This window comes from Actinopolymorpha rutila (genome assembly GCF_013407855.1).
Lineage (GTDB): Bacteria > Actinomycetota > Actinomycetes > Propionibacteriales > Actinopolymorphaceae > Actinopolymorpha > Actinopolymorpha rutila.
In genome coordinates this window covers 6,023,763-6,043,500 of the sequence record NZ_JACBZH010000001.1, presented here as the reverse complement: position 1 = coordinate 6,043,500, position 19,738 = coordinate 6,023,763, and the positions used below count along the sequence as shown (strand labels likewise).

Below are 19,738 nucleotides of genomic sequence, written 5' to 3'. Positions count from 1 at the left end.
GCGACGTCTCGCGAGGGGGCGACACTCAGCGGGCGGGAACCGGCTCGGCCGACGGCCGCCACTCTCGCCTGATCAGCCCGTAGACCCACGAGTCAGAGACCTCGCCGTTCACGACGCAGTCTTCCCGCAACGTCCCTTCACGCACGAACCCGAGCTTCTCTAGCACGCGGGCAGATGCCACGTTGCGCGTATCGGTCTCAGCCTGGACGCGATTCAGGTCCAGCGTGTCGAATGCCCACCGCAGCAAGGCGCGCGCGGCCTCGGTCGCGTAGCCGTGGCCCCACGCTGCATCGTCGAAGCAGTAGCCCAGCGACGCGCTGCGGTAGTCCGGATTCCACCGGTTCAGGCTGGACCAGCCGATGAACGCCCCGTCAGAGACACGATCCACGGCCAGCCGCGCCCCGGTGCCCTCCTCTGCCATCTGCCGGCAAGTCGTGATGAACCGCTCGGCGCGCCCGCGATCGCTCCACGGCGGCGCGTCCCAGTAGCGCAGCACGTACGCGCTGCTGTGCAGCGCGAAGAGGTCGTTCGCATCCGCGTCGTCGAAGGGCCGCAGCCGAAGACGAGCGGTGTGCAGCGTCGGGGTGGGCAGCGACATGGGCGTCATATTCCCTCCGGTGATTGGCGGCCGGTCAATCTGACATTCGGTGCCGGCCACTCGCAATGGGTTTTCTCGGCCGGGGCAAACCCTGCCGATCCTTTCCCGTACGGGTCAGTCGGTCAGCGAGGCTGCCATCCACTCGTGCACGTCGCTGTCGTCTCTGGGACCGTCATGTGGTCCCGCTCGGAGGATGGCTTGGACGGCTCTGGTGTGCGTCCAGCGCATCGCCCTCTCGCGGTCGATCTCGGCGGCGTCGGCGAAGATTTCGATCCGCCTGCGGAGGGCTCGGTCAGGGTCGGGCAAACGCTTCAGTTCGGTCCACCGGTCGCGGAGGTGGGTGAGGCATTCGAACGCGATCTCGCCGACGTAACCGTGGGGGTCGATGGCCTGCCAGTCCTCACGTGTTCCGCGGAGAACGTTGGACTGATTGAGGTCGCCGTGCTGCATGGTGTCGGGCCGGTCAGGTCCCAGCTCCGACATGTCGCCACGGCGGCGTCGACGGCTCGTGCGGGGAGTGGATGTCCGGCGGCTGCCGACATGTCGGGGAGTTCGGTCGCCCACTGCTCGGACACCGGCCCCAACCGGAGCGGACCAGGGGGTGCCGGGACGGCGAGGCGTCGGGCCAGCCGGCCAATGATGGTCATCGCTTCATCCGCGTCGGGCACAGTCGCCACGGATTCCGGACGGAGTTGCTCGAGCAACATCGCACGGTTGGTGTCGTCGCGCTCCAGTAACAGCGCTGCTCCTCGCCCGCCCCAGGTCGCGAGGGTGAGGGCCTCGAACACCTGAAGCTCATACGGAGGCAATATCTTCAACATCGCGCCAGCACCATCGAGCCGACGAACAGGCACCACGACGGCTTCCCACCCGGACATGGCCGGCCCAGCGATGACGCACGACCAGCGCTCCAACAGGTCACTGACAAGGTCGGGCAGACGGTCCAACCACTCGCGGGCCCGCTGACCCAGGTCCCGAAGCAGCACATCACGAAACGCCGTAGGGACGGTCAAGGCTCTGGCGTCAGGTTGACTCATGGCACCCGATTCGATCACCCATGCGCCACGCCGTCCAAGGGGCAGGATTAGCTTCCCGAGCCAAGACCGCCGAGCTTCGCTTTTCAGCCGGGATGAGTATGGCTGGCGAGGCAGACCCGAGATGTCCGTGCGCTAACTGGGCTGTGCCACGGGGCGGAAGCCGTGGTCGTTGGTGTCTCGGGAGTCCGGTGGGTAGCACAGGCGCTGCGCGCCGCGGCTGGTGTGGGCTGTGGAGAGCCAGGCGCCGCCTCGTAGCGACCGGCAGGGGCCAGTTCCGCGAGGGCCGTCGGGGCCGCGCGGATTCTGGCGCGGGCTGTCTGCGTAGTAGTTGGGGTCGTACCAGTCGGCACACCATTCCCGCACTTGGCCTGCGAGGCCGTACACACCGCACCAACTTCGATCACCCGGATATCGGCCGGCGGGAGTTGGGCCTTCGAGTTGGGCGACGTGTTCGCCGAGCCAGCAGGCCCGGTCGAATCGGCCTCCGGTTTGGCGTCGGCTTGAGCCACCGTTGAGCCAGCGGCGCCACTCGTCGTAGTTGGTGAATGGTCGGCCGGCCGTGTCCTCGCCCGAACGGCAGGCGTCCGGCCGCCAGTCCTCGCCCCAGGGGAAGGTCGAGCCAGCGGGTCCACGGGCCGCGTACTCCCACTCCGCCTCTGTCGGAAGCCGAACCCCTGCCCAGGCGCAGTAGGCGGCGGCGTCGTCCCAGCTGACCGAGCTCACCGGCAGATTCTCGCTGCCGGGGATCGGTGCCCCGTCAGCCCAGGCGCTGTTCCACGGGCCGTGGACGTCGATATCGACCGGGGCGGGGTATCCGGTGGCAAGCATGAACCGGTGGAACTGGCCGATTGTCACAGGGTCGCGGTACATCCAGAAGCCGTCGAGTTCCACCTCGTGGGGAAGCAACTCGCCGATCCAGTCTGTGCCGCCGACCTGTCCGTCGAACCACCGATGGTCCCAGCCGTATCGTTCCCACAGCTGGAGCACCGCCGATCGCTCCGAGCCCATAGCGAACGACCCGGCAGGAACGAACGACATCGCAGCACCATCGACTGGATTGGTCGCCTCGTCCAACGAGGCCCTGGCGGTGGTCCCTGGACGATCCGGTACGCGATCCGGCACGACGACCATGGTCCACCGACAGTTGTGCGGCGGCCAGCATCTCGGCCACAGCTGGTCCATCACGCGAGATTGGGAACTCCAACCCCTGCCAGCACATACGTCAAGAAGTCGCGGCCGGACAGCCTTCGGCCAATTTAGCTAAGGCTGTACGTGGCGTTGCATCACCCAACGCCACTTGGCGATCCTACGGTCGCGCCTGAACCCGAATTCCTCGAAGAGGTTTTCGGGGCCGGTGTGGAAGTAGGCGCCGCGCTGGGGTTCGCGGCCATCGACCTGCTCCGGGTAGGCCTCGACGACCCCGCCGCCGGCTTCCTTGATGGCGGTCAGGGCGGCGGCTACTGCTGCCCGAGCGACCCCTTCGCGGCGGTGGCCCTTGCCGGTGAAGATACAGCCGATCCGCCAGTCCGGAAGCTGGACGAGTCCCTGGTTATAGGTCTTCGGGTTCTTGATGTTCGGAAGCTCCGCAGGCGGGCCGTACTGGCACCAGCCCACACACTCGTCGCCGTCGTAAACGAGGACCTGGTGGACTGTCTTCTTGCGCACGTGCTCGACCTTGGCCTGGCGGTTCTGGGAGGCTGTGCGGTCATTGCCAACCCCCTCGGGGTGAAAACCCATACACCAGCAACCACCCCAGACGCCGTTGTTTGCCTCTACGAGCCTGGCGAAGTCGTCCCAGGTGTCAACATCCAGCAGGCGGGTCGTGTAGGAAGGCATCGCCTTGTCGGCCATGCTGCCATCCTCCCAGCAAGTCAGGAGGGTATGCAGCAGCTCATCCAATGCCCCTCATGTCGCGCTCCGCGCCGCCCAGTGAAGAACTTCTGGCGAGCCGCAAAGTCGCGAACCTGGCTGTGGCGTCACAACGCGAAGTAGCGCGGCCGGGGCCTCCCTACCCCGGCCGCGCCGTCCCCCAACACCGACTCGGCCGAGCCCCCCGCTCAACCGCCCCGTCCCCCGGATGTCTGGTGCGGAGCCTGCAGGACCAGCGTTAACGAAGCGTAAAACCACCAACTGTGCCGCGGCTGTCACCGCGCGGGCGAGCACTGTCCTCGAGCCGTAGTGGCCGAAGACTCGGACGCAGCCTCAGGGTTCCTGCCGGCCGTCACGCTCTGCCAGCCAGCCACCGAACTGCTCAGGGGTCCGCACGCCCGCGTCGAGCACTGCCGTGTAGATGTCGAGGCCACTCACCTCGTCGGGATAGCGTGGCGTGCGGTGCCAGACGTCCTTGATTCGAAGGACTGCACGTCGCTGGTCGTCCGTGATCGAGTCGCGGAGCTCCTCGTGCCAGGCCGTGACACTGGCGTGGTCGTCGTGGAGCCAGAGCGAGAGATCGATCCGCCAGCTGACGATGGCGCTCGCGGTGCCCTTCGCCGGCCCGACCGTCCCGGGCCGCTCCATACCGATGGTCACGTGATATCGCTCGTCGCGGACCGCATCGGTCGGTGCACGTGATCCGCGTTCGTCGGTGTAGTGCATGTCCACCACGCCGGGGATCTCGACGATCCGCCTGAGCAGGTCGAGCACGTCCGCCGGTGCGAACCTGGACCCGACGGCGAGCATGATGTCGATCTCGGGCCAGGTCATCAGGCCGGATACGTAACTCCCCGTCGGCAGAATCGTGCCGAGACGCTCGAAGACTCCGGACGTGTCGAGCTCGGCGAGGATCGTCGCGGCGTCGCTTCGCAACGCGGCCTGCCGTCGCTCCAGTTCCTCGTACGACACCGGTCAGGCTCCTTCAGGTTGCATCGAGGATGATGTCCTTCAATTCAATCAGAGTCTCGATTCGAAAGCTGGCCTGTGAAAAATCATGTGCCTTTGTGAACTCGTTGTAGACAATGACACAGTCGATGCCGGCCGCCACGGCTGAGTTCAGCCCTCTGGATGAATCTTCTACGACCAGTGTCTCTTCTTTGGTGGCTCCGAGGCGCTTCAAGCCGGTCAGGTATGGTTCCGGGTGCGGCTTGGCGAGGTTGTAGTCCTCGCGGACAAGCACGAAATCCATGAACTGTCTGACTCGGCGCTTCTCATGGATAAGTTCAAAATCCACACGTCTTGCGGTCGTCACGATGGCCATGCGGACGTATTTTGACAGTTCGGCAAGAGTTTCGGCGACGCCTTCGATCTCGATGGCTTCTGTTCTAAGGTATTCCTGATAATAATCGTTACGAACCTGACGCAGCCTGCTGATGGTCCGTTCATCAATACCCGCCGCCTTGGCTCGGGCCCAAGTGCCCAGTCCCTGGTTCATGTCCCGGAGGTATTGATCCTTTTCCGGGTAACCGCGGCAACTTGTGTCTCCGAATCAGACAGCAACGGCTGGGGTGTCGCGCACGGCGACGCTGGCGTGGTTTTCCTGGAAGCTCTGTTCGGATACGAGAGTCAGTCGAGCGGTGGCCTGGAATTCCGGCAGGGTCGTGGCGCCGCAGGACACCATGGTTGCCTTGATCTTGGCGATCGTGACAGTCAGGCCGTCGCTGAGGTCGCCGGCGTACGGGACGTAGCCGTCGACGCCTTCTTCGAAGATGAGTCCCTGTCCGCCCTGTCCGTAGCGCTGCCAGTTGCGGGCGCGGTTGGAACCTTCGCCCCAGTACTCCTTCACAAAGCCGTCCTTGGTGGGGAGCTTCGCCCCGGGAGCCTGGTCGAAGCGGGCGAAGTAGCGCCCCATCATCACGAAGTCCGACCCCATCGCGAGCGCCAGCGCCATGTGGTAATCGTGCACGAGTCCGCCGTCGGAGCAGATCGGCACATACTCGCCGGTGCGCTCGCGGAAGGCGTCGCGGGCCGCGGCGACATCGAGTACGGCGCTGGCCTGGCCCCGGCCGATTCCCTTCTGGTCGCGAGTAATGCAGATGGAGCCACCACCCACGCCGACCTTGATGAAGTCCGCGCCCGCTTCCGCGAGGAAGTCGAACGCTTCCCCGTCGACGACATTCCCGCCACCGACGGGGATCTCCGGGTAGTGCTTCTTCGCCCAGGTGAGGGCCTGTGCCTGCCAGTCGCTGTAGCCGTCGGAGCTGTCGAAGCACAAGACATCTGCCCCGGCGTCCAGGAGCGCGGGAATGCGTTCTTCGTAGTCGTAGGTGTTCACGCCCGCACCAACGCGCAGGCGCTTGTCCAGGTCCACGAGTTGGTTCGGGTAGCGCTTGTTGTCCTCGTAGTCGGAACGGAACACCAAGGACCGCAGGTGACCATTGGCATCGACTACCGGAAGGCAGTCGAGGCGCTCTTCCCACAGACGTGAGTTGGCCTCGGAGAGGGTGAGGTCGGAACCGGAGCGTGGTAGGTCCGCGATGGCGGTCATCCGGTCGGCAACGGGGGCATCGAGATCATGCCGATGAGGATGGAAGTCGCGGGATGTCACCAGGCCGAGCAGCCGGCCACCAGCGCTTCCGTCGTGGGTAACTGCCGCGGTGCCGTGGCCGGTGTGGCGCATGACGTCAACCAGGTGTTGCAGTGTGTCCTGTGGCCGTACGTTCGTGTCACTGGTGACGAAGCCCGCCTTGAAGTTCTTGACCTTCCGGACGTCCGCGGCCTGCTCGTCGATGGGGCAGTTGTGGTGGAGGAAGCTCAGGCCGCCGTTGCGTGCGAGCGCGATCGCCAGGTCGGGAGAGCTGACCGCCTGCATGATCGCCGACGTGAACGGAGAACCAAGCTCGATCGCCGACTCCGCACCTTCCCGGTGCCGCACCAACGGCGTACGCAGATCGACGGCTTCAGGTGCGCAGCCGACACCGGTCCGGTTCGGCAGAAGTAGGTACTCGTTGAACGTCCTCGAAACCCCGGCAACGACCTGTGCCATGCAATCCTCCCGATCCAACGGCAAGTGCTGGTGCGAGGATCCTCCCACCAATGCCCCGCGCCGCGTCATGATCACTGCCCTGGGTACTTACCCCTGAGCCGCGCCAGGCCGCCCAGCGGGACCAGGGCCTGGCGCGACGACGGGCACGCCCAACCCACCAGGTCGCCGTCGGGCACTGGGATCAGGGCATGGCGGTGATCCGGGCACAGCGGCCACTGCTCGGTCGTCTCCTCGGCCACCACGTCCTGGAGGTGGTCGAGGGCTTCTGCGACCTGGGATGACAGGGGCTCGCCCCCGACGGACCAGAACGCCAGCCGTAGTTCCTCCCGGCCACCATGGAGTATCGATATCGTCGCCGGGAACGGCCAGGGTGTGACGTACGTCTGCCCGGCCGGTGGTGGTGCGGCGTTGAAGGACGGGAACCAGATCGGCGAACCGAAGCGGTCATCAGGGGTCTCCGCGATGACCTCGACGGCCCACGACCCTACGGCATCCTGCAGATCCGCAACGAGACGTAGTGCGATGTCGCCGAACAGTGACGGCACGGCCATGTTCGTCACCTCGCCTCGGGGCAATAGCTCTAAGCATCGTCGCCGCGTAGCTGCTGCAACGGTGGCGGCTCTGTCATGATCCCGCCATGAAGCCGGCTCCCAAGTGGATGCCTTCGGTGATCGCGCTCGGCCTGATGGCCGCGGTCCTCGTCTTCTGGCACGCCACCACGCCGGCGGCCCCACCCGAGCCGCCTGGGCCTTCCACTCAGGCGTACGTACGAATGCAACTGAGCGTGGTCCGCGGCGTACAGATGGTCCTGCCGGTCGACCTGCCCGCCGGATACGACTACCCGACGGCGTACCACTACGCGACCGCGCAGATCGCCGACGACCAGACGACGGTGTCGGGCCACGATCGCGCCGACTCCCGCTCTGTCGTCTTCTACCCGGCCAGGAACCGTGCACAGGCGGATCTCCCCGTCGTCGTCATGTGCGTCCAGCTGACCGACCTGAAGGATGAGCTGTGCCCCTCCATCGCCGACTCCCGGCACCTGCAGCGGCACTACCAGCACACCCGAGTCGCCATCTACGCCACGGGCAATGCCCACTGGGACGTCGACACCTGGAAGAACGTCCAGCTCACCGCCGACCTCAACCAGGTCCGCTGGCTGCACTGAACCCTCGTCGCAGTCGTTCGCGCGTTCGCCATCCGGATCGATGGTCACGCGGTCCAGTTCAGGAACACGTCCCCGAACCACAGGACCGCGTACCACCACACCAGCCCCAGGAAGGGCAGGGCGAGGGCCAACAGGGGCCGGCGGCGGAACGAACGTAAGGCGATGAGGAGCAACAGGCACCAGACCACGACGAAGCTCGCCACCGCCCACCACGGCGCGACGAGTCCGCTGACGACGTAGAGAAACAGCAACGGGACGAGGCAGACCAGCCCCAGCCAGCCCAGGGCGCCCCGCGCAGAGGTGTTCACGCACTCATAGTGGCGGGCGACCGGTTCCGCCGCCAGCGTCGACCGATCTTGCGTCCCAAGGCCCAAGATCAATTAAGAGATGGAGCTACGGCTGGGAGAAGCGGCGACTCGCCGCGAATCGTGTGAGCTAGGGTCGGGCGCCATGACGCCACCAGCGGCAGCGGTATTGGACGGTGTTGCGCGGTTCGGGCACGTTGCTGCTGTGCGGGGCCTGGGCGTCGACGGCGTGCATGTGCATCAAGAAGGGCGCGACCCGGTGGAGCGACACTGGGCCGCGGACATCCGCCGCGACGTGTTCTCGGTGTCGAAGACGTTCACCTCGGTCGCGGTGGGGATCGCCTCCGACGAGGGGTTGCTCGAGGTGGACGACCCGGTGCTGCGGCACCTGCCGGGACTCGCCTCCGCGGCCGGCGACGGGGTCGAGGCGGTCACGATCCGCCACCTGCTGACCATGACGTCCGGCCAGGGTTGGCGATGGCCCAGCGAGGACGCCGACCACCCGGGCGACCCGGCGGCGGATTTCCTCTCGGCGGTACCGGTCGCCACGCCGGGAACGCTGTTCCAGTATCGGGGCGGGAGCACCTACGTACTGAGCAGGATCATCCACGCCTGTTCGGGCCTGGACCTGCGCGACTACCTGGTCCCACGGCTCTTCACACCGCTGGGGATCGCCAACCCTCAGTGGCACCGATGTCCTCTCGGTTACTCCCTCGGAGCGGTCGGGCTGTTCCTGCGTACGGCCGAGATCGCCCGCCTCGGGCAGACCCTGCTGAACGGAGGCCGCTACCAGGGCCGGCAGGTCGTCTCCGCCGAGTACGTCGCTTCGCTCTCGACCGACACGGTCAGCACCGACGGGCACCTGGCCACGGGTGGGGCCAGACCTCATCCGCAGAACGCCACCTACGGTCGCCACGTGTGGCTTTGCGACCGCGACGGAGCCTGGCGGATGGACGGGATCTACGGACAGTTCTGCGTGGTGTTTCCCCGTCACGCCGCATGCGTCACGGTCACTTCTCACTACCAGGGCGAGACCACCGACATCCTGGACGCGATCTGGTCGGAGATCGTCCCGAGACTCGGCTGACCGGACCGGCGTCCGAAGCTGCAGACGTCGCGGCCTCTGCCCGCAGATCATGGCGAGGCGCCGTGATGCCGTGCTCGCTGGGCGTTGTCATGGTGGCGGGCGCGTTGGCATCCGCCGACGACCCTGTGCTGTTCGGTGTCGGCTGCATAGTTCTCGGCGTTCTGCGCGCCTTGTGGTGGGCGAAGGTGTGCGCCACCGGACAGCTCGTCGACGACGGCGATCACCTCGTCTGGATGTACAAGGACCGGCGTCGTGAGGTCGTCGCCTGGAAGGACCTGAAGCACCTGCTGTTCAAGCGCTGGTCGCGGGTGCGCCAGATCCCCTGGACAGTCGGCAGCGGCAAGCAGGGTGGGCCGCTCCCGTATGTGCTGATCGACTCGCGAGCCGATCCAGCACCGCGAGGTTTCCGCCACCTCGCCGACAGCATGGTCCTCGGCCGGGTCGACCTGAAGGCAGCGGACAATGCCCTGGCGGAGGCCTGCGAGCGCCATGGCGTCACGTACCACGGGATCGGGTCGGATTGTCTATGACGTTGCCGGCGGTACGAACGACAACAGTTGGTCGACCGCTCCGGTCGAGTTTCGGCTGGACACCATCGAGCGCATCAAGCCCGGACTGGTTTCGTCCAAGCCGACAACGGCCACGACATCCAGGTGACCAAGCGCGATTTCTACCGGATGGCTCACGACCCCGACGAGGTGGACCGCGGCTGAGTCCCCGCTTGTTCTGGGCTCGACTTCTCGCGCCGATCAAGATCTGCTTCACGTAGGTTCAGCGCCGCTTCTCGCTCGTCGGCGTCGGCCTCCCGGCGGTCGGCGATATGTTCTCGCTCGTCGGCGACAGCTTCGCGGTCGTCGGCCACCCGCTGACGGTCCTTCGCGGCCAGTTCTCGTGCCCCCAACTCGACAGGAACAGCCTCGCCGACCCTTATGCGCTCCTGCGCCGCCTGGGCACGCAGCGTCGAGGCAACTTCACGTTCGCTTCCCGCGATGGCACGGTCCTGTCGCCGCAACGTCGCGGCACGATCACGCCACAGGTCAGGGGAGTGCCACTCCTGGATGCACCGATCGAACTCCTGCGCAGACTGATCGCGAAGCCTCGCGGCGGCCTGACGCAGCCTGTCCTCGCGGTCCCGCAACTGACGAACGGTCTCGTCGTACTCAGGACCACCATTGGGGGACAGGTCCGCGCCCATGCCCTGAAGTCTAGGCACGTCACGGACCGATGATCGACCCCCCATGTCGGCCCAATCGAAGACGCGGCGGGTACGAAGCCACCCGAACCCTCCCGATGTGACCGTGGGCCGAAGAACCGTCCAGCGGGATCCAAGCGATGGCCGCGGTATCGCCGCGCCATGCCGCGCTACGTTGGAAATATGCCCACCGCAGATGACGGTCGGCAGTACGAACCGATCGAAATCCCCCGAAGGCAGCGGATCGCACTGAGCTTTCGGCAGCGAGCCGCCCAGACGCGTGCGCTCGCCGCACGGCTGCGCAGGGGAGCGTTGGAGCGAAGAAAACTCCTCGCGGCGCAGGAAGGTGAAGCCGCCACAGGCCGCCGTCAAGCCTCCGACGAACGCTCCGACGCGACCGGACGACGCGATGAGGCAAGCAAGGAACGACGGCGCAGGACCTACATCCGCGGCATGGAGGCAGAGGCCCGCCGGCGGCTCGAGGAACTCCGATTCATCAAGGCCGACGAACGTACGCGCAGGGCCGACGAACGCGATCAGCTCGGCAACCAGCGCAACCACGAAGCCGACGAACGCGACCGCGAAGGCGACGAACGTGAACGAATCGCCAACGAACGGGAAGGAATCGCCGACCAGCGCGACCGCGAAGCCCACCAGCGGGAACGGATCGCCGACGATCGCGAGCGCGACGCCGATCAGCGCGACCGCGAAGCTGACCAGCGCGACCGTGAGGCCAACCAGCGCGAACAAGCCGCCGACGATCGCGAACAAGCCGCCGAGGTAGCAGAACCGACCATCGGTGAGCTGGACGCCCACGGCGAACGCCACCACCGCGGCGCTTCCTGACAAGCCATAGAGCAGTACTTGGCAGTACTGTCTGCGCATGCTCGCACTGGTCGCTCTGGCCCTCGTCCTGGTGGTAGTGGCTCTCGGCATCGGCAAACTACTGAATCGACGGGTGCCGACCTGGCTCCTGGTCGTCGTGGCTCTCGCTCTGGCTCCGGTCATCCTGTACGTCGTCACCCGACCGCACAGCGCATAGAACGCGCAGGGGGCTTGAGCGCGGCGAGTGGCCGCACGAGTTCGAGGCCGGCACTCTTCGCGTGGTCATCTCCATTGATGATCGGTCCTGCGTCGAATCGGATTCCGGCCCTCGGGCACCGGTGAGTTCGCAGTCCAGACGATGCACGAGTAAGGAGACGGCTGTGAGCGAGGACTTCTACTGTGACGAGGCGTTGAGCGGCCGAACGCCAGTCGAGGTTGTCACCGAGACCGATGAGGTTCTGGCATTCCACCACACCAGGCCGTTCTGGCCGGTGCACATCGTCGTGGTGCCAAAGCGACACGTCCCGTCTCTGATTGATCTCGGCGAAGCAGACGAGAATCTCCTCCACAGCGTGCCGGCTGTGGTTCGTCAGGTCGCCGGCCGAGTCCAGGCCGAGCACGGGGCCTGCCGGGTGCTGACCAACCTCGGTCGCTACCAGGACTCCAAGCATCTCCACTTCCACGTCGCTGCCGGAGAGTCGATCCGACAGCCCATCGAGGTCGAGGCGTACTGCACGTAGGTAACACGCACGCAAGGACCTGCACCCGGATACGATCAGCGGCACTCACCGATTGGTCGGTGCACGGGCCGGTCGGTGGCCTCGGGTCCTTGGGAAGGTGTCGGTATGGACGTGGGCCGGATGTGGCGTTCATCGCCGGGATGGTTGCTGGCTGGTTAGGTGCTGCTTCTGTTGTTGCTGCTGGTCTACGCACGCGTCCTGGGTGCCGTGTTGGATGCCGACTCTCCACTCGGGGTGCAGCCGACCGCGATGCTGATCTCCGTGGGACTCGCCTGGCTTGTGTGGCGCCAGAGCCGCCTTGCCTGGCGTGTCCTGGTTGCCCTGAGCGTATGGATGCTGTTCGTGCTCGTCGTCAGCAGCGACCTCACTTCATACAACTTTCCGTTGTTCTTGGTCTTTGGGGCCCACGTGGCGCTGTTGTTGTCGCCTGCCTTACGCACGCACGTGGCGCGTCCGGTCGTGCCGGCTCCGCCAGGTGCACCTGGCGCAGCGTGATCGATCAGCGGAAAACCGGGTGCGCGTCCAGCGGCGTGCGACCAGAATGCCGGACATGCCGGCGCCGACGGGCCTGATGCGCGACCTCACGTTCACCCCGATGACCCTGCCCAGGCTTGTCGAGGGCCTGCTGCGGCTCGGGATCGAGCCCGGTGCGGTGCTCATGGTGCATGTGCGCATGTCTGCGTTCCGATGGGTCGTCGGCGGGATCGACACCGTCGTGGAGGCTCTGCGCGAAGCGGTCGGCCCGTCCGGCACTCTTCTTGCGTTCACCGGATGGGAGGACAGCCCCTACCACGTGCCGATGTGGGATGACTGGCCCGAATGGCAAGCCGCCTATCGTGCTCACCAACCGGCCTTCGACCCAGCCGTCTCGAGTGCTCGCCGCGACTTCGGCCGCTTTCCCGAACGACTCCGCACCTGGCCGGGTTCGCGTCGCAGTGCTCATCCCGAGGTGAGCTTCGCCGCTCTTGGACCTGGCGCAGCACTTCTGCTCGCCGATCAGCGGGACGATGACCCGTTCGGGATCGACAGTCCGCTGGAACGACTGTGTGAGCGCGACGGCCAGGTCCTGCTGCTCGGTGCGCCTTTGAGTCGGCTGACGCTCTGCCATCACGCGGAAGCGCTGACCGACCTGCCGAGCCGCCGGTTCCACACCTTTCGTGCCCCGGTCGCGGGCGTGGGTCTTCGTGAGTACCGCATGATCGACACCTTCTACGGCGCGTTCCCGTACTACGAGGACGGGCGTGGCATCGACTCGCCGCCTCGTACGATGGCCGAACAGGCGGTGGCTGCGGGCGCCGGCCGCTGTACGCAGATCGGCGCGGCGACCACCTGGCTTTTCGAGTCCCGGCCAACGGTTGCCGCGGTACGAATGTGGCTGGAGCGCGAGTTCGGCTGAGCGCGTGAGACCTGGGAAACCTCTTGTGGCTTCCGTCCGCCCTCCCGTAGCGTGCCGGCCGTGACTGCCGAGGTGCCCTACCAGCCGCTTCCTGTCGACCAGTCGGACGTTCGTTACGTCCACGGACCCGACTCGACTGTCCGGCCGGACGTCCCTGCCGGTGAGACGATCGAGTTCGAATGGAACGACAGCACGGCCTATCCGGGCACGTCACGGAAGTTCTGGGTTCACGTGCCCGCGGAGTACGACCGTTCCGAGCCTGCGTCGCTGATGGTGTTCCAGGACGGACAGTGGTACCTCGACCCCGACGGGGAGGTACGCGGCGGAATCGTTCTGGACAACCTGATCCACCGCGGCGACATCCCGGTGACGATCGGAGTGTTTGTGGATCCCGGCGTCTTCATCGGTGCCGCGAATCCGAAGAACCGCAACGCCGAGTACGACGCGTTCGATGACCGCTACGTCAACTTCCTCCTGACAGAGATCATCCCGCAGGTCACCGACCGGTACTCGATCGCCGACGAGCCCGACCGATGGGGCATCTGCGGTGGCAGCAGCGGGGGCAACTGCGCCTTCACGGCCGCATGGCTTCGTCCGGACAGGTTCCGCCGCGTCATCGGTTACCTGTCCAGCTTCGTGCAGATGCCCGGTGGCAACCCCTACCCCGAACTCATCCCCAGCGTTTCCCCCAAACCGCTGCGGGTCTTCCTGCAGGCAGGTCACCGTGACCTGCACTGGAGCGAACCCGAAGGAAACTGGCTGGCGGCCAACCTGCGCGTCGCGGCCGCGCTCGCCGAAGCGGGCTACGACTTTCGCCTCGTGCTGGGCGACGGTGGCCACAGCCCGAACCACGGTGGTGTCCTGCTGCCCGACGCCCTTCGCTGGCTGTGGCGATAGCTGCTCAGACCGCGGGAGTCGCGGAGGAACGCACCCAGTGCGTTCGCAGCAGTACGCAGACTGTCAACGGGGGGTTGCCGAGCTTTCCTTCGAACTCCTCGTTCCAGAGCTCACCGGCGTACCGCATGCCGATCCGTTCCATCACAGCACGCGACCGCACGTTGGGGAGATCCGTACACGAGACCACTGCCTGCATCCCGAGCACGTCGAACGCGTACGCCAGGCCGGCACGACCTATCTCAGCCGCGTAGCCCCGGCCCCAGAACTCGTGTCGTAACGCCCATCCGAGCTCGAGCCAGTTCGCGTGCACCACGGATGGGCCGCGTACCTCGTGCGCGACGCCCACCCACGGCTCTGCCGGCAGGAACTCATAGATCCGACCCCAGTCGTCGTCGACCGGTGTGCGGCCCAGTCCGCCGCGGCCGACAACCTCGCCACTCACCTGGTCGTACGCGATCCACTTGCCGACGCCGTGCATGCGCCACGACTCGCCCATGGACCCGGCCCACCGGTCGACCTGCTCGCGGCTCGGCTTCTGGTTGCCGTACCAGGGCCACACCTCGTCGTCGCCATGGACAAGCCACAGGTCGTCGGCGTTGGCCAAGCCGACTGGTTCAAGCCGCAGGCGCTCCGTGAACACAGCCATGTCGCCGGAGGCTAGCGACATCGCACAGAGCACTCAAAAGGTTTGCTCGAGAGGGCCGAAGGGCGATCGCTACAGTCGAGCATGGCCGAAGCCCCGGAGACTCTCGTCGTGCCCAACGTGTATGGCCTGGTACGCCGCCGCGACGCCGCACCCGCCGTACTGATCCAGAAGCGGTGGAAGCCGCACAGCGACCCCGACAATCTCGGCCGCTGGGAATTGCCCGGCGGCAAGTGGCGGGCACTGGAGCCGGCAACGGACTGCCTGCGCCGCGAGGTGGAGGAGGAGACGGGGATCAGTGATCTCGTCGTGGGGAAGCGGATCGACGAGCACGAGTTGCACGGACAGGTCGTGCAGGTGTCGCAACCGGATCTGTGCGTACAGATGATCGCCGGCGGGTATCCCTCGATGCTGATGATCTTCCTGTCCGTCGGCAATGGCGAGCCCCGATCCTGTGGGGACGACGCCCGCGACGCCCAGTGGATGCCGGTCGACGAGATTCGGCGGCTTCTGGAGCAGGACGCCGACGCGTTCACACCGCTGACGTACGCCGCGCTGCAGGAGGCGTTCGCCCGCCGTCTGCTATGACGCCGGCCCGCAGCGAGGGAGCGACCGCGAACTTCGTGGCTAGGTTCTGTTGCAGGACAGACCCTAGGGTGTGGCGATGGGCTTGAGGGAACGACAGCGCGTCGGTGCGTACGCGCTGGTGCTGGACGGGACCGAACGAGTCCTGCTGTGCCGGATGTCGCAGCGGACCCGAACTCCTGGCTGGTGGACCTTGCCAGGCGGTGGGCTCCGGCATGGAGAAGCCCCCGAGGATGCGGTGCTGCGTGAGCTTGCGGAGGAGACCGGCCTGAAGGGCGTGGTGCGACGCCTGATCGGTGTCCACTCCAACGTCTACGGCTCCGCCGAGGACAGCATTCACGGCGTCAGGTTGCTCTATCAGGTGACCGCGAACGATGCCGCCGCACGACCGGAGCGGGACGACACCACCGACGACGCTCGCTGGTTCACCCGCGACGCGGCCGATGCGCTCGACCTTTCCGAGCACGCGCGTTACGGCGTGGGGCTTCTGGCCGGCCGCACCGGCAGCAGCGGAGGCACTGGCGCCACCCAGGTCGGCGTGGATCGACCCGCACGCCGTCCGTCATAGTTTGAATCCCGTACGGCATGGACAGGAGGCTGAGGTGGCCGGGAAGACGCTGACCGACCCGACGGTGGCCGAGGTGATGGCCGAGTTGGCCGCGCTCGAGGACCCCCAGGTACGCGCGGTCAACGAGAAGCACGGTGACGACCACGGGGTGAACCTCGGCAAGCTGCGCGCACTGGCGAAGCGACTGAAGACGCAGCAGGAACTCGCGTGCCGGCTCTGGGAAACAGGCGACACCACGGCAAGGCTGCTGGCGCTGCTGATCTGCCGTCCGAAGGCGTTCGGCCGGGACGAGCTGGACGTCATGGTGCGTGCGGCGCGTACGCCCAAGGTGCACGACTGGCTCATGAGCTACGTGGTCAAGAAGAGCCCGCACGCGGAAGAGCTGCGCCTGGACTGGTTCGCCGATCCGGATCCGGTTGTCGCGAGCGCCGGTTGGGCCCTGACCACCGAACGCGTGACGAAGAAGCCGGAGAGCCTGGACCTCGAAGGCTTGCTCGACGTCATCGAGGCGGAGATGAAGGACGCCCCCGATCGTCTGCAGTGGGCGATGAACTCGTGCCTCGCCCAGATCGGGATCGACCACCCTGAGCACCGCGCCCGTGCGCTCGACATCGGCGAGCGACTGGGGGTGCTCAAGGACTACCCGACGCCGCCGAACTGCACATCCCCGTACGCGCCCATCTGGATCAACGAGATGGTGCGCCGACAGGGTTGAGTAGTCGAGCGACCCCGGCCCGAACTCCTCGACACGGTGACGAAGCGGTGACGCTGCCTGCGTACGTTCCTCAGGCGGGCCTCGAGCCTGGTTGCGCAGGGTGGAGGAACGGATGCACGAGCTGGCGCGTTCGGGGCGGGAGCAGACCCGGCTGACGGTCAGCAACTCCACGGACAGCCATGAGCAGCTCGCCCGCCGGGTAGCGAACGACGTCGAAGGCGGGAGCAGTAACGCCGCCCACGAACGATGGAGCCCGGACGGCGCACGTCGCCCAGCGCGAGAGCCCACCGAGGTTCCCTCGAGTGTCACGGACGAGATCCGCGCTCCCGGCCGGCCCCTCGACGGCGAGGTCAGACAGGACATGGAGCGGCGGCTCGGCCACGACTTCTCCCGTGTCCGGATTCATGACGGAGGATCAGCGCAGCGATCGGCGTACGACGTCGGCGCTCACGCCTACACCGTCGGACGTGACATTGTCTTCGGGGCGGGGCAGTACGCACCGGGCACTGACCGTGGCAGGCGACTGATCGCACACGAGCTCGCGCACACGATCGACCAGGCCGCGGTTGCCGGCGCACCAAGGTGGCTGGATCGTGAGCCGGTCAAGCATCCTGAGGACGAGCGCACGCTCAAGCCGCCGGCGCCCTATGTCGTAGCCCCGAAGATGGACGAGGTGGCCCTTCGCTCCTCACCGAGCGGCCGACGTGTGGACAACAGGTTCTACAACCTCGTGGGCTCGATCAGGCAGGACGCGCGGCTGCTCGTCGAGGACCGGAAAGGTCACTGGATGAGAGTGCGCGTGCTTTCGGGCACCGCACTGGACGGCCGTACGAACCAACCGCGGCCGGCTGCCGGACTCAGCGGCTGGGTCTCCGAAGAGCTCCTGGAACGGACGAATCAGCCGATCCCGGTGCCCATCAGGCCGGAGGACTATCACAGCCTCGAGCAGTTCTCGAAGGCCTGGCCCTACCAGGACCCGACCGGACAGGCCGAGAAGATCTGGGTCAGCCAGTCGAGGCAAACGTGGACCAACAAGGCTCTCGCCGCCGCCGGAATCAAGCCCGAGGAGTGGAAACCGCGTACGGGATTCCGGAGGAGCAAGCCGGTGTTCGAGAAGGTCTACGCGTACTACTCCTCGCTCTATCTGGCCGACCACCGGCTGAAGTGGGCAGCGATGGCGAAGCTCGCGGGCGGCGAGGTCTTCCGCGGATTCCGCGACCAGATCGTGCCCGCGGAGGAGTTCGGCGAGGCGCTGGCGAGAGCAGGCAAACGCGACGACGGAGAAATCTCGATCGGTGAGTTGGCCGGTGGGGCCTACCAGGTCTACTCCGGGAGCATGGACATCGTTCTCCTGCAGATGCAGCAGGCGATCTTCATGGACCTCGCGTGGCAGCACCAGGCCTACCGTGAGGGTGGGATCAAGGCCCTGGCGGCGGCCGCGGCTCGCGGTGAACTGGACAAGGACGGACTCGCTGCCTGGCAGGAGATCGACTCGGGCGATCCGAGCCGGGTCAGCAAGGGAAACCAGGCGCTGCTCAAACGCGAGCAGTACCAGGTGTTGCAGGGTGGCGGTAAGGGCGGCTACTACAAGCAGATCCAGGACATCCCCGACAACGACATGATCCCCGAGACGATGTCCGAGGAGGCGAAGTCGCCGATCCCGGGCGGCAAGCCGTTCGCGGATGTCGTACCCGGAGGCGACATCACGAGGTTCGAGGACCGGTGGAAGTGGCTGGAGAAGGACATGATCCCGGCCTACGAGAAGCTGAGCCCGGCTGAGCTGGAACGGCTCGTCAGGAAGTCGTTGGGCGAGTTGGCCGACCGCAAGTTCTGACGATCGGCGCCGAAGACGAACTCGGCAAGCTCGCTCAACTGCGTGACCACGGTGACATCTCCGAGGCCGAGTATCAGAAGGCCAAGGAGAAGATCATCGGCTGACGCGGTCGGCTGGGTGGCTCGCTGGAACCTCAGGTTGCCGTTCGAGCCGGTCAGCCGATGGCGTCGAGGAACTCCTCCATCGCGACGACCATCTGGCCGAGCACCGCGATCGAGTCCGTGAGTGGGCCGGGTGTCACCATGCCGTGGTTGGCGCCGTCGACCTCCAGTACGTACGGCGACAGCCGGCGAGCTGCCTTGCCGTCCCACAGATTGTCCGCCGTCCCGCCGACCAGCAGGAAAGGTGCGGTTGCACCACCCAGCGCTGCGACCACCCAGGGTGCGGTGAGCAAAGGCGTCAGCCACACCGCCGGAAGGCAGCGCTCGGCGGCAAGCAGCGCTGCGTTCGTGCCGTACGACTTCCCGATCAGCAGTGGCGTGCCGCCCACCTCGTCGAGCAGGGGCGTGAGCTCTCCGCGCACCCAGCCCTCCACGGCCGGCTCGAACGGATTCGGTCGGTCCTGCGACCACGAGTGGCGATGGATCGTCACGCCCCGGCGTTCGGCGACGAGGGACACGTACATCAGCAAGCCGGCTGCCGGTCCGAACGCTCCACCAGGAATGACCACTGCGTCAGCCATGGAGCGCAAGCTACTCCTGCCGCGTAGCAATGTGTACGAGCTCGTGCGAGCCGGTCCTTGAGCGCACCTCGTCGGCCTGCCATGGTTGGCGTCGTGACTCGACACCCGCAGCAGTACCTCCATGGTGAACTCGTCGTCGTGATCGACTGCTCGGATCTCGAACGTTCGGCGGACTTCTGGACCGGCCTGCTGGGATACACGCGTGCCGGCGCGGCCGTGGAGCCCTACCAGAGTCTGGTGCCTCCGGCCGGTGGCTGCGAGATCCTGCTGCAGCACGTGCTGGAGGGCAAGCGGGAGAAGACCCGCGTTCACCTCGACCTGAGGACCAGGGACCTCGACGCCGAGGTCGACCGCGCTCGTTCGCTCGGTGCCGCCGTCCTGACGGAGGAGCCCATCGTCGAAGAAGAATGGGGCTGGCACGTTCTTGCGGACCCGGACGGCAACGAGTTCTGCGTCCTCCAGCCTCCCGAGTCGTACTGGCAGGACCACGGCTCCTCGTGAGAGCCGCCCGGAGAATTCTCGTTGCACGGTGGAGGTTCGGGGCCTAA

General features: G+C 66.4%; 26 protein-coding genes and 1 pseudogene. 14 read left to right on the top strand and 13 right to left on the bottom strand.

Translation table 11 applies throughout. The features are described 5' to 3' along the window. Positions 1 to 25: 25 nt before the first annotated feature. The 9 genes and pseudogenes from F4554_RS27020 to F4554_RS26985 all read right to left on the bottom strand — a co-directional run bounded on the left by F4554_RS27020 (position 26) and on the right by F4554_RS26985 (position 7,104). On the bottom strand, positions 26 to 598 hold the full coding sequence (locus F4554_RS27020) for a GNAT family N-acetyltransferase (protein WP_179790194.1): 573 nt from the start codon (positions 596 to 598) through the stop codon (positions 26 to 28). Positions 599 to 712: 114 nt separating this feature from the next. After that, positions 713 to 1,081, bottom strand: coding sequence for an aminoglycoside phosphotransferase family protein (locus F4554_RS33295; protein WP_272955915.1), 369 nt, complete (start codon positions 1,079 to 1,081; stop codon positions 713 to 715). A gap of 68 nt (positions 1,082 to 1,149) precedes the next feature. Further along, positions 1,150 to 1,635: pseudogene (locus tag F4554_RS34175) on the bottom strand (aminoglycoside phosphotransferase family protein); the annotation flags it as partial. A gap of 132 nt (positions 1,636 to 1,767) precedes the next feature. Further along, positions 1,768 to 2,673 (bottom strand): formylglycine-generating enzyme family protein, encoded by a 906-nt coding sequence (locus F4554_RS27010; protein WP_179790190.1) that lies wholly within the window; start codon positions 2,671 to 2,673, stop codon positions 1,768 to 1,770. 222 nt (positions 2,674 to 2,895) lie between these two features. Further along, positions 2,896 to 3,486, bottom strand: coding sequence for a GNAT family N-acetyltransferase (locus tag F4554_RS27005; RefSeq protein WP_238341418.1), 591 nt, complete (start codon positions 3,484 to 3,486; stop codon positions 2,896 to 2,898). A 351-nt stretch (positions 3,487 to 3,837) separates the two neighbouring features. Beyond that, positions 3,838 to 4,476, bottom strand: coding sequence for a hypothetical protein (locus F4554_RS27000; protein WP_179790182.1), 639 nt, complete (start codon positions 4,474 to 4,476; stop codon positions 3,838 to 3,840). A gap of 13 nt (positions 4,477 to 4,489) precedes the next feature. Beyond that, on the bottom strand, positions 4,490 to 5,002 hold the full coding sequence (locus F4554_RS26995; protein WP_179790180.1) for an HAD family hydrolase: 513 nt from the start codon (positions 5,000 to 5,002) through the stop codon (positions 4,490 to 4,492). Positions 5,003 to 5,056: 54 nt separating this feature from the next. Continuing rightward, complete coding sequence (locus F4554_RS26990) at positions 5,057 to 6,553, bottom strand: IMP dehydrogenase (protein WP_179790179.1); 1,497 nt, start codon at positions 6,551 to 6,553, stop codon at positions 5,057 to 5,059. A 71-nt stretch (positions 6,554 to 6,624) separates the two neighbouring features. Next, positions 6,625 to 7,104, bottom strand: a complete 480-nt coding sequence (locus tag F4554_RS26985) for a hypothetical protein (RefSeq protein WP_179790178.1) — start codon at positions 7,102 to 7,104, stop codon at positions 6,625 to 6,627. Positions 7,105 to 7,190: 86 nt separating this feature from the next. Here F4554_RS26985 and F4554_RS26980 point away from each other — a divergent pair, with 86 nt between their 5' ends. Continuing rightward, positions 7,191 to 7,721 carry a hypothetical protein gene (locus F4554_RS26980; protein ID WP_179790177.1) on the top strand — a complete coding sequence of 177 codons (531 nt, stop codon included), beginning with the start codon at positions 7,191 to 7,193 and terminating at the stop codon, positions 7,719 to 7,721. Positions 7,722 to 7,765: 44 nt separating this feature from the next. Here the strand turns inward: F4554_RS26980 and F4554_RS26975 are convergent, their stop codons facing one another. Further along, positions 7,766 to 8,029, bottom strand: coding sequence for a hypothetical protein (locus F4554_RS26975; RefSeq protein WP_337796218.1), 264 nt, complete (start codon positions 8,027 to 8,029; stop codon positions 7,766 to 7,768). Positions 8,030 to 8,285: 256 nt separating this feature from the next. Between F4554_RS26975 and F4554_RS26970 the strand changes: the two genes are divergently transcribed. Continuing rightward, complete coding sequence (locus tag F4554_RS26970; protein ID WP_179790176.1) at positions 8,286 to 9,113, top strand: serine hydrolase; 828 nt, start codon at positions 8,286 to 8,288, stop codon at positions 9,111 to 9,113. An 89-nt stretch (positions 9,114 to 9,202) separates the two neighbouring features. Beyond that, positions 9,203 to 9,643 carry a hypothetical protein gene (locus tag F4554_RS26965; RefSeq protein WP_179790175.1) on the top strand — a complete coding sequence of 147 codons (441 nt, stop codon included), beginning with the start codon at positions 9,203 to 9,205 and terminating at the stop codon, positions 9,641 to 9,643. Positions 9,644 to 9,795: 152 nt separating this feature from the next. Here F4554_RS26965 and F4554_RS26960 read toward each other — a convergent pair whose 3' ends face one another. After that, positions 9,796 to 11,190, bottom strand: a complete 1,395-nt coding sequence (locus F4554_RS26960; RefSeq protein ID WP_179785441.1) for a hypothetical protein — start codon at positions 11,188 to 11,190, stop codon at positions 9,796 to 9,798. On the opposite strand from F4554_RS26960, the gene F4554_RS26955 reads away from it, so the two are divergent. The 5 genes from F4554_RS26955 to F4554_RS26935 all read left to right on the top strand — a co-directional run bounded on the left by F4554_RS26955 (position 11,189) and on the right by F4554_RS26935 (position 14,163). Continuing rightward, positions 11,189 to 11,347 (top strand): hypothetical protein, encoded by a 159-nt coding sequence (locus F4554_RS26955; RefSeq protein ID WP_179790174.1) that lies wholly within the window; start codon positions 11,189 to 11,191, stop codon positions 11,345 to 11,347. The two genes, F4554_RS26960 and F4554_RS26955, sit on opposite strands and share 2 nt — an antisense overlap. A 163-nt stretch (positions 11,348 to 11,510) precedes the next feature. Next, on the top strand, positions 11,511 to 11,870 hold the full coding sequence (locus tag F4554_RS26950; protein WP_179790173.1) for an HIT domain-containing protein: 360 nt from the start codon (positions 11,511 to 11,513) through the stop codon (positions 11,868 to 11,870). A gap of 159 nt (positions 11,871 to 12,029) precedes the next feature. Then, positions 12,030 to 12,365 carry a hypothetical protein gene (locus F4554_RS26945; protein ID WP_179790172.1) on the top strand — a complete coding sequence of 112 codons (336 nt, stop codon included), beginning with the start codon at positions 12,030 to 12,032 and terminating at the stop codon, positions 12,363 to 12,365. Between the two features lie 55 nt (positions 12,366 to 12,420). After that, entirely contained in the window at positions 12,421 to 13,266 is an 846-nt protein-coding gene (locus tag F4554_RS26940; protein ID WP_202889480.1) for an AAC(3) family N-acetyltransferase, read from the top strand. A gap of 60 nt (positions 13,267 to 13,326) precedes the next feature. Further along, positions 13,327 to 14,163 (top strand): alpha/beta hydrolase-fold protein, encoded by an 837-nt coding sequence (locus F4554_RS26935; protein WP_179790170.1) that lies wholly within the window; start codon positions 13,327 to 13,329, stop codon positions 14,161 to 14,163. A 4-nt stretch (positions 14,164 to 14,167) separates the two neighbouring features. Here F4554_RS26935 and F4554_RS26930 read toward each other — a convergent pair whose 3' ends face one another. Then, a complete protein-coding gene (locus tag F4554_RS26930) occupies positions 14,168 to 14,809 on the bottom strand; it encodes a GNAT family N-acetyltransferase (RefSeq protein WP_179790169.1) in 642 nt (213 codons plus the stop codon). An 81-nt stretch (positions 14,810 to 14,890) separates the two neighbouring features. Between F4554_RS26930 and F4554_RS26925 the strand changes: the two genes are divergently transcribed. The 5 genes from F4554_RS26925 (at position 14,891) to F4554_RS34170 (ending at position 18,612) form a co-directional block, all read left to right on the top strand. Then, positions 14,891 to 15,394, top strand: coding sequence for an NUDIX hydrolase (locus tag F4554_RS26925; RefSeq protein ID WP_179790168.1), 504 nt, complete (start codon positions 14,891 to 14,893; stop codon positions 15,392 to 15,394). Between the two features lie 76 nt (positions 15,395 to 15,470). Continuing rightward, entirely contained in the window at positions 15,471 to 15,959 is a 489-nt protein-coding gene (locus tag F4554_RS26920) for an NUDIX hydrolase (RefSeq protein ID WP_179790167.1), read from the top strand. A 34-nt stretch (positions 15,960 to 15,993) separates the two neighbouring features. Further along, the gene (locus F4554_RS26915; RefSeq protein ID WP_179790166.1) at positions 15,994 to 16,674 is read left to right on the top strand and encodes a DNA alkylation repair protein; all 681 of its coding nucleotides are present in this window, start codon (positions 15,994 to 15,996) and stop codon (positions 16,672 to 16,674) included. A 112-nt stretch (positions 16,675 to 16,786) separates the two neighbouring features. Further along, positions 16,787 to 18,508, top strand: a complete 1,722-nt coding sequence (locus F4554_RS26910; RefSeq protein WP_179790165.1) for an eCIS core domain-containing protein — start codon at positions 16,787 to 16,789, stop codon at positions 18,506 to 18,508. Continuing rightward, a complete protein-coding gene (locus F4554_RS34170) occupies positions 18,505 to 18,612 on the top strand; it encodes an SHOCT domain-containing protein (RefSeq protein WP_179791800.1) in 108 nt (35 codons plus the stop codon). Before F4554_RS26910 ends, F4554_RS34170 begins: the two co-directional genes overlap by 4 nt. 50 nt (positions 18,613 to 18,662) lie before the next feature. Here the strand turns inward: F4554_RS34170 and F4554_RS26900 are convergent, their stop codons facing one another. Next, a complete protein-coding gene (locus F4554_RS26900; protein WP_179790164.1) occupies positions 18,663 to 19,190 on the bottom strand; it encodes an alpha/beta hydrolase in 528 nt (175 codons plus the stop codon). A 93-nt stretch (positions 19,191 to 19,283) separates the two neighbouring features. Here F4554_RS26900 and F4554_RS26895 point away from each other — a divergent pair, with 93 nt between their 5' ends. Next, complete coding sequence (locus tag F4554_RS26895; RefSeq protein ID WP_337796217.1) at positions 19,284 to 19,691, top strand: VOC family protein; 408 nt, start codon at positions 19,284 to 19,286, stop codon at positions 19,689 to 19,691. Positions 19,692 to 19,738 lie beyond the last annotated feature (47 nt).

Excerpts from the sequence above, each read along its gene's own strand:
- F4554_RS27020 (WP_179790194.1), bottom strand. The coding sequence starts at position 598 with ATGTCGCTGCCCACCCCGACGCTGCACACCGCTCGTCTTCGGCTGCGG.
- F4554_RS33295 (WP_272955915.1), bottom strand. The coding sequence starts at position 1,081 with ATGTCGGAGCTGGGACCTGACCGGCCCGACACCATGCAGCACGGCGAC.
- F4554_RS27010 (WP_179790190.1), bottom strand. The coding sequence starts at position 2,673 with ATGTCGTTCGTTCCTGCCGGGTCGTTCGCTATGGGCTCGGAGCGATCG.
- F4554_RS27005 (WP_238341418.1), bottom strand. The coding sequence starts at position 3,486 with ATGGCCGACAAGGCGATGCCTTCCTACACGACCCGCCTGCTGGATGTT.
- F4554_RS26995 (WP_179790180.1), bottom strand. The coding sequence starts at position 5,002 with ATGAACCAGGGACTGGGCACTTGGGCCCGAGCCAAGGCGGCGGGTATT.
- F4554_RS26990 (WP_179790179.1), bottom strand. The coding sequence starts at position 6,553 with ATGGCACAGGTCGTTGCCGGGGTTTCGAGGACGTTCAACGAGTACCTA.
- F4554_RS26985 (WP_179790178.1), bottom strand. The coding sequence starts at position 7,104 with ATGGCCGTGCCGTCACTGTTCGGCGACATCGCACTACGTCTCGTTGCG.
- F4554_RS26980 (WP_179790177.1), top strand. The coding sequence starts at position 7,191 with ATGAAGCCGGCTCCCAAGTGGATGCCTTCGGTGATCGCGCTCGGCCTG.
- F4554_RS26965 (WP_179790175.1), top strand. The coding sequence starts at position 9,203 with ATGGTGGCGGGCGCGTTGGCATCCGCCGACGACCCTGTGCTGTTCGGT.
- F4554_RS26955 (WP_179790174.1), top strand. The coding sequence starts at position 11,189 with ATGCTCGCACTGGTCGCTCTGGCCCTCGTCCTGGTGGTAGTGGCTCTC.
- F4554_RS26960 (WP_179785441.1), bottom strand. The coding sequence starts at position 11,190 with ATGCGCAGACAGTACTGCCAAGTACTGCTCTATGGCTTGTCAGGAAGC.
- F4554_RS26940 (WP_202889480.1), top strand. The coding sequence starts at position 12,421 with ATGCCGGCGCCGACGGGCCTGATGCGCGACCTCACGTTCACCCCGATG.
- F4554_RS26930 (WP_179790169.1), bottom strand. The coding sequence starts at position 14,809 with ATGGCTGTGTTCACGGAGCGCCTGCGGCTTGAACCAGTCGGCTTGGCC.
- F4554_RS26925 (WP_179790168.1), top strand. The coding sequence starts at position 14,891 with ATGGCCGAAGCCCCGGAGACTCTCGTCGTGCCCAACGTGTATGGCCTG.
- F4554_RS26920 (WP_179790167.1), top strand. The coding sequence starts at position 15,471 with ATGGGCTTGAGGGAACGACAGCGCGTCGGTGCGTACGCGCTGGTGCTG.
- F4554_RS26910 (WP_179790165.1), top strand. The coding sequence starts at position 16,787 with ATGCACGAGCTGGCGCGTTCGGGGCGGGAGCAGACCCGGCTGACGGTC.
- F4554_RS26900 (WP_179790164.1), bottom strand. The coding sequence starts at position 19,190 with ATGGCTGACGCAGTGGTCATTCCTGGTGGAGCGTTCGGACCGGCAGCC.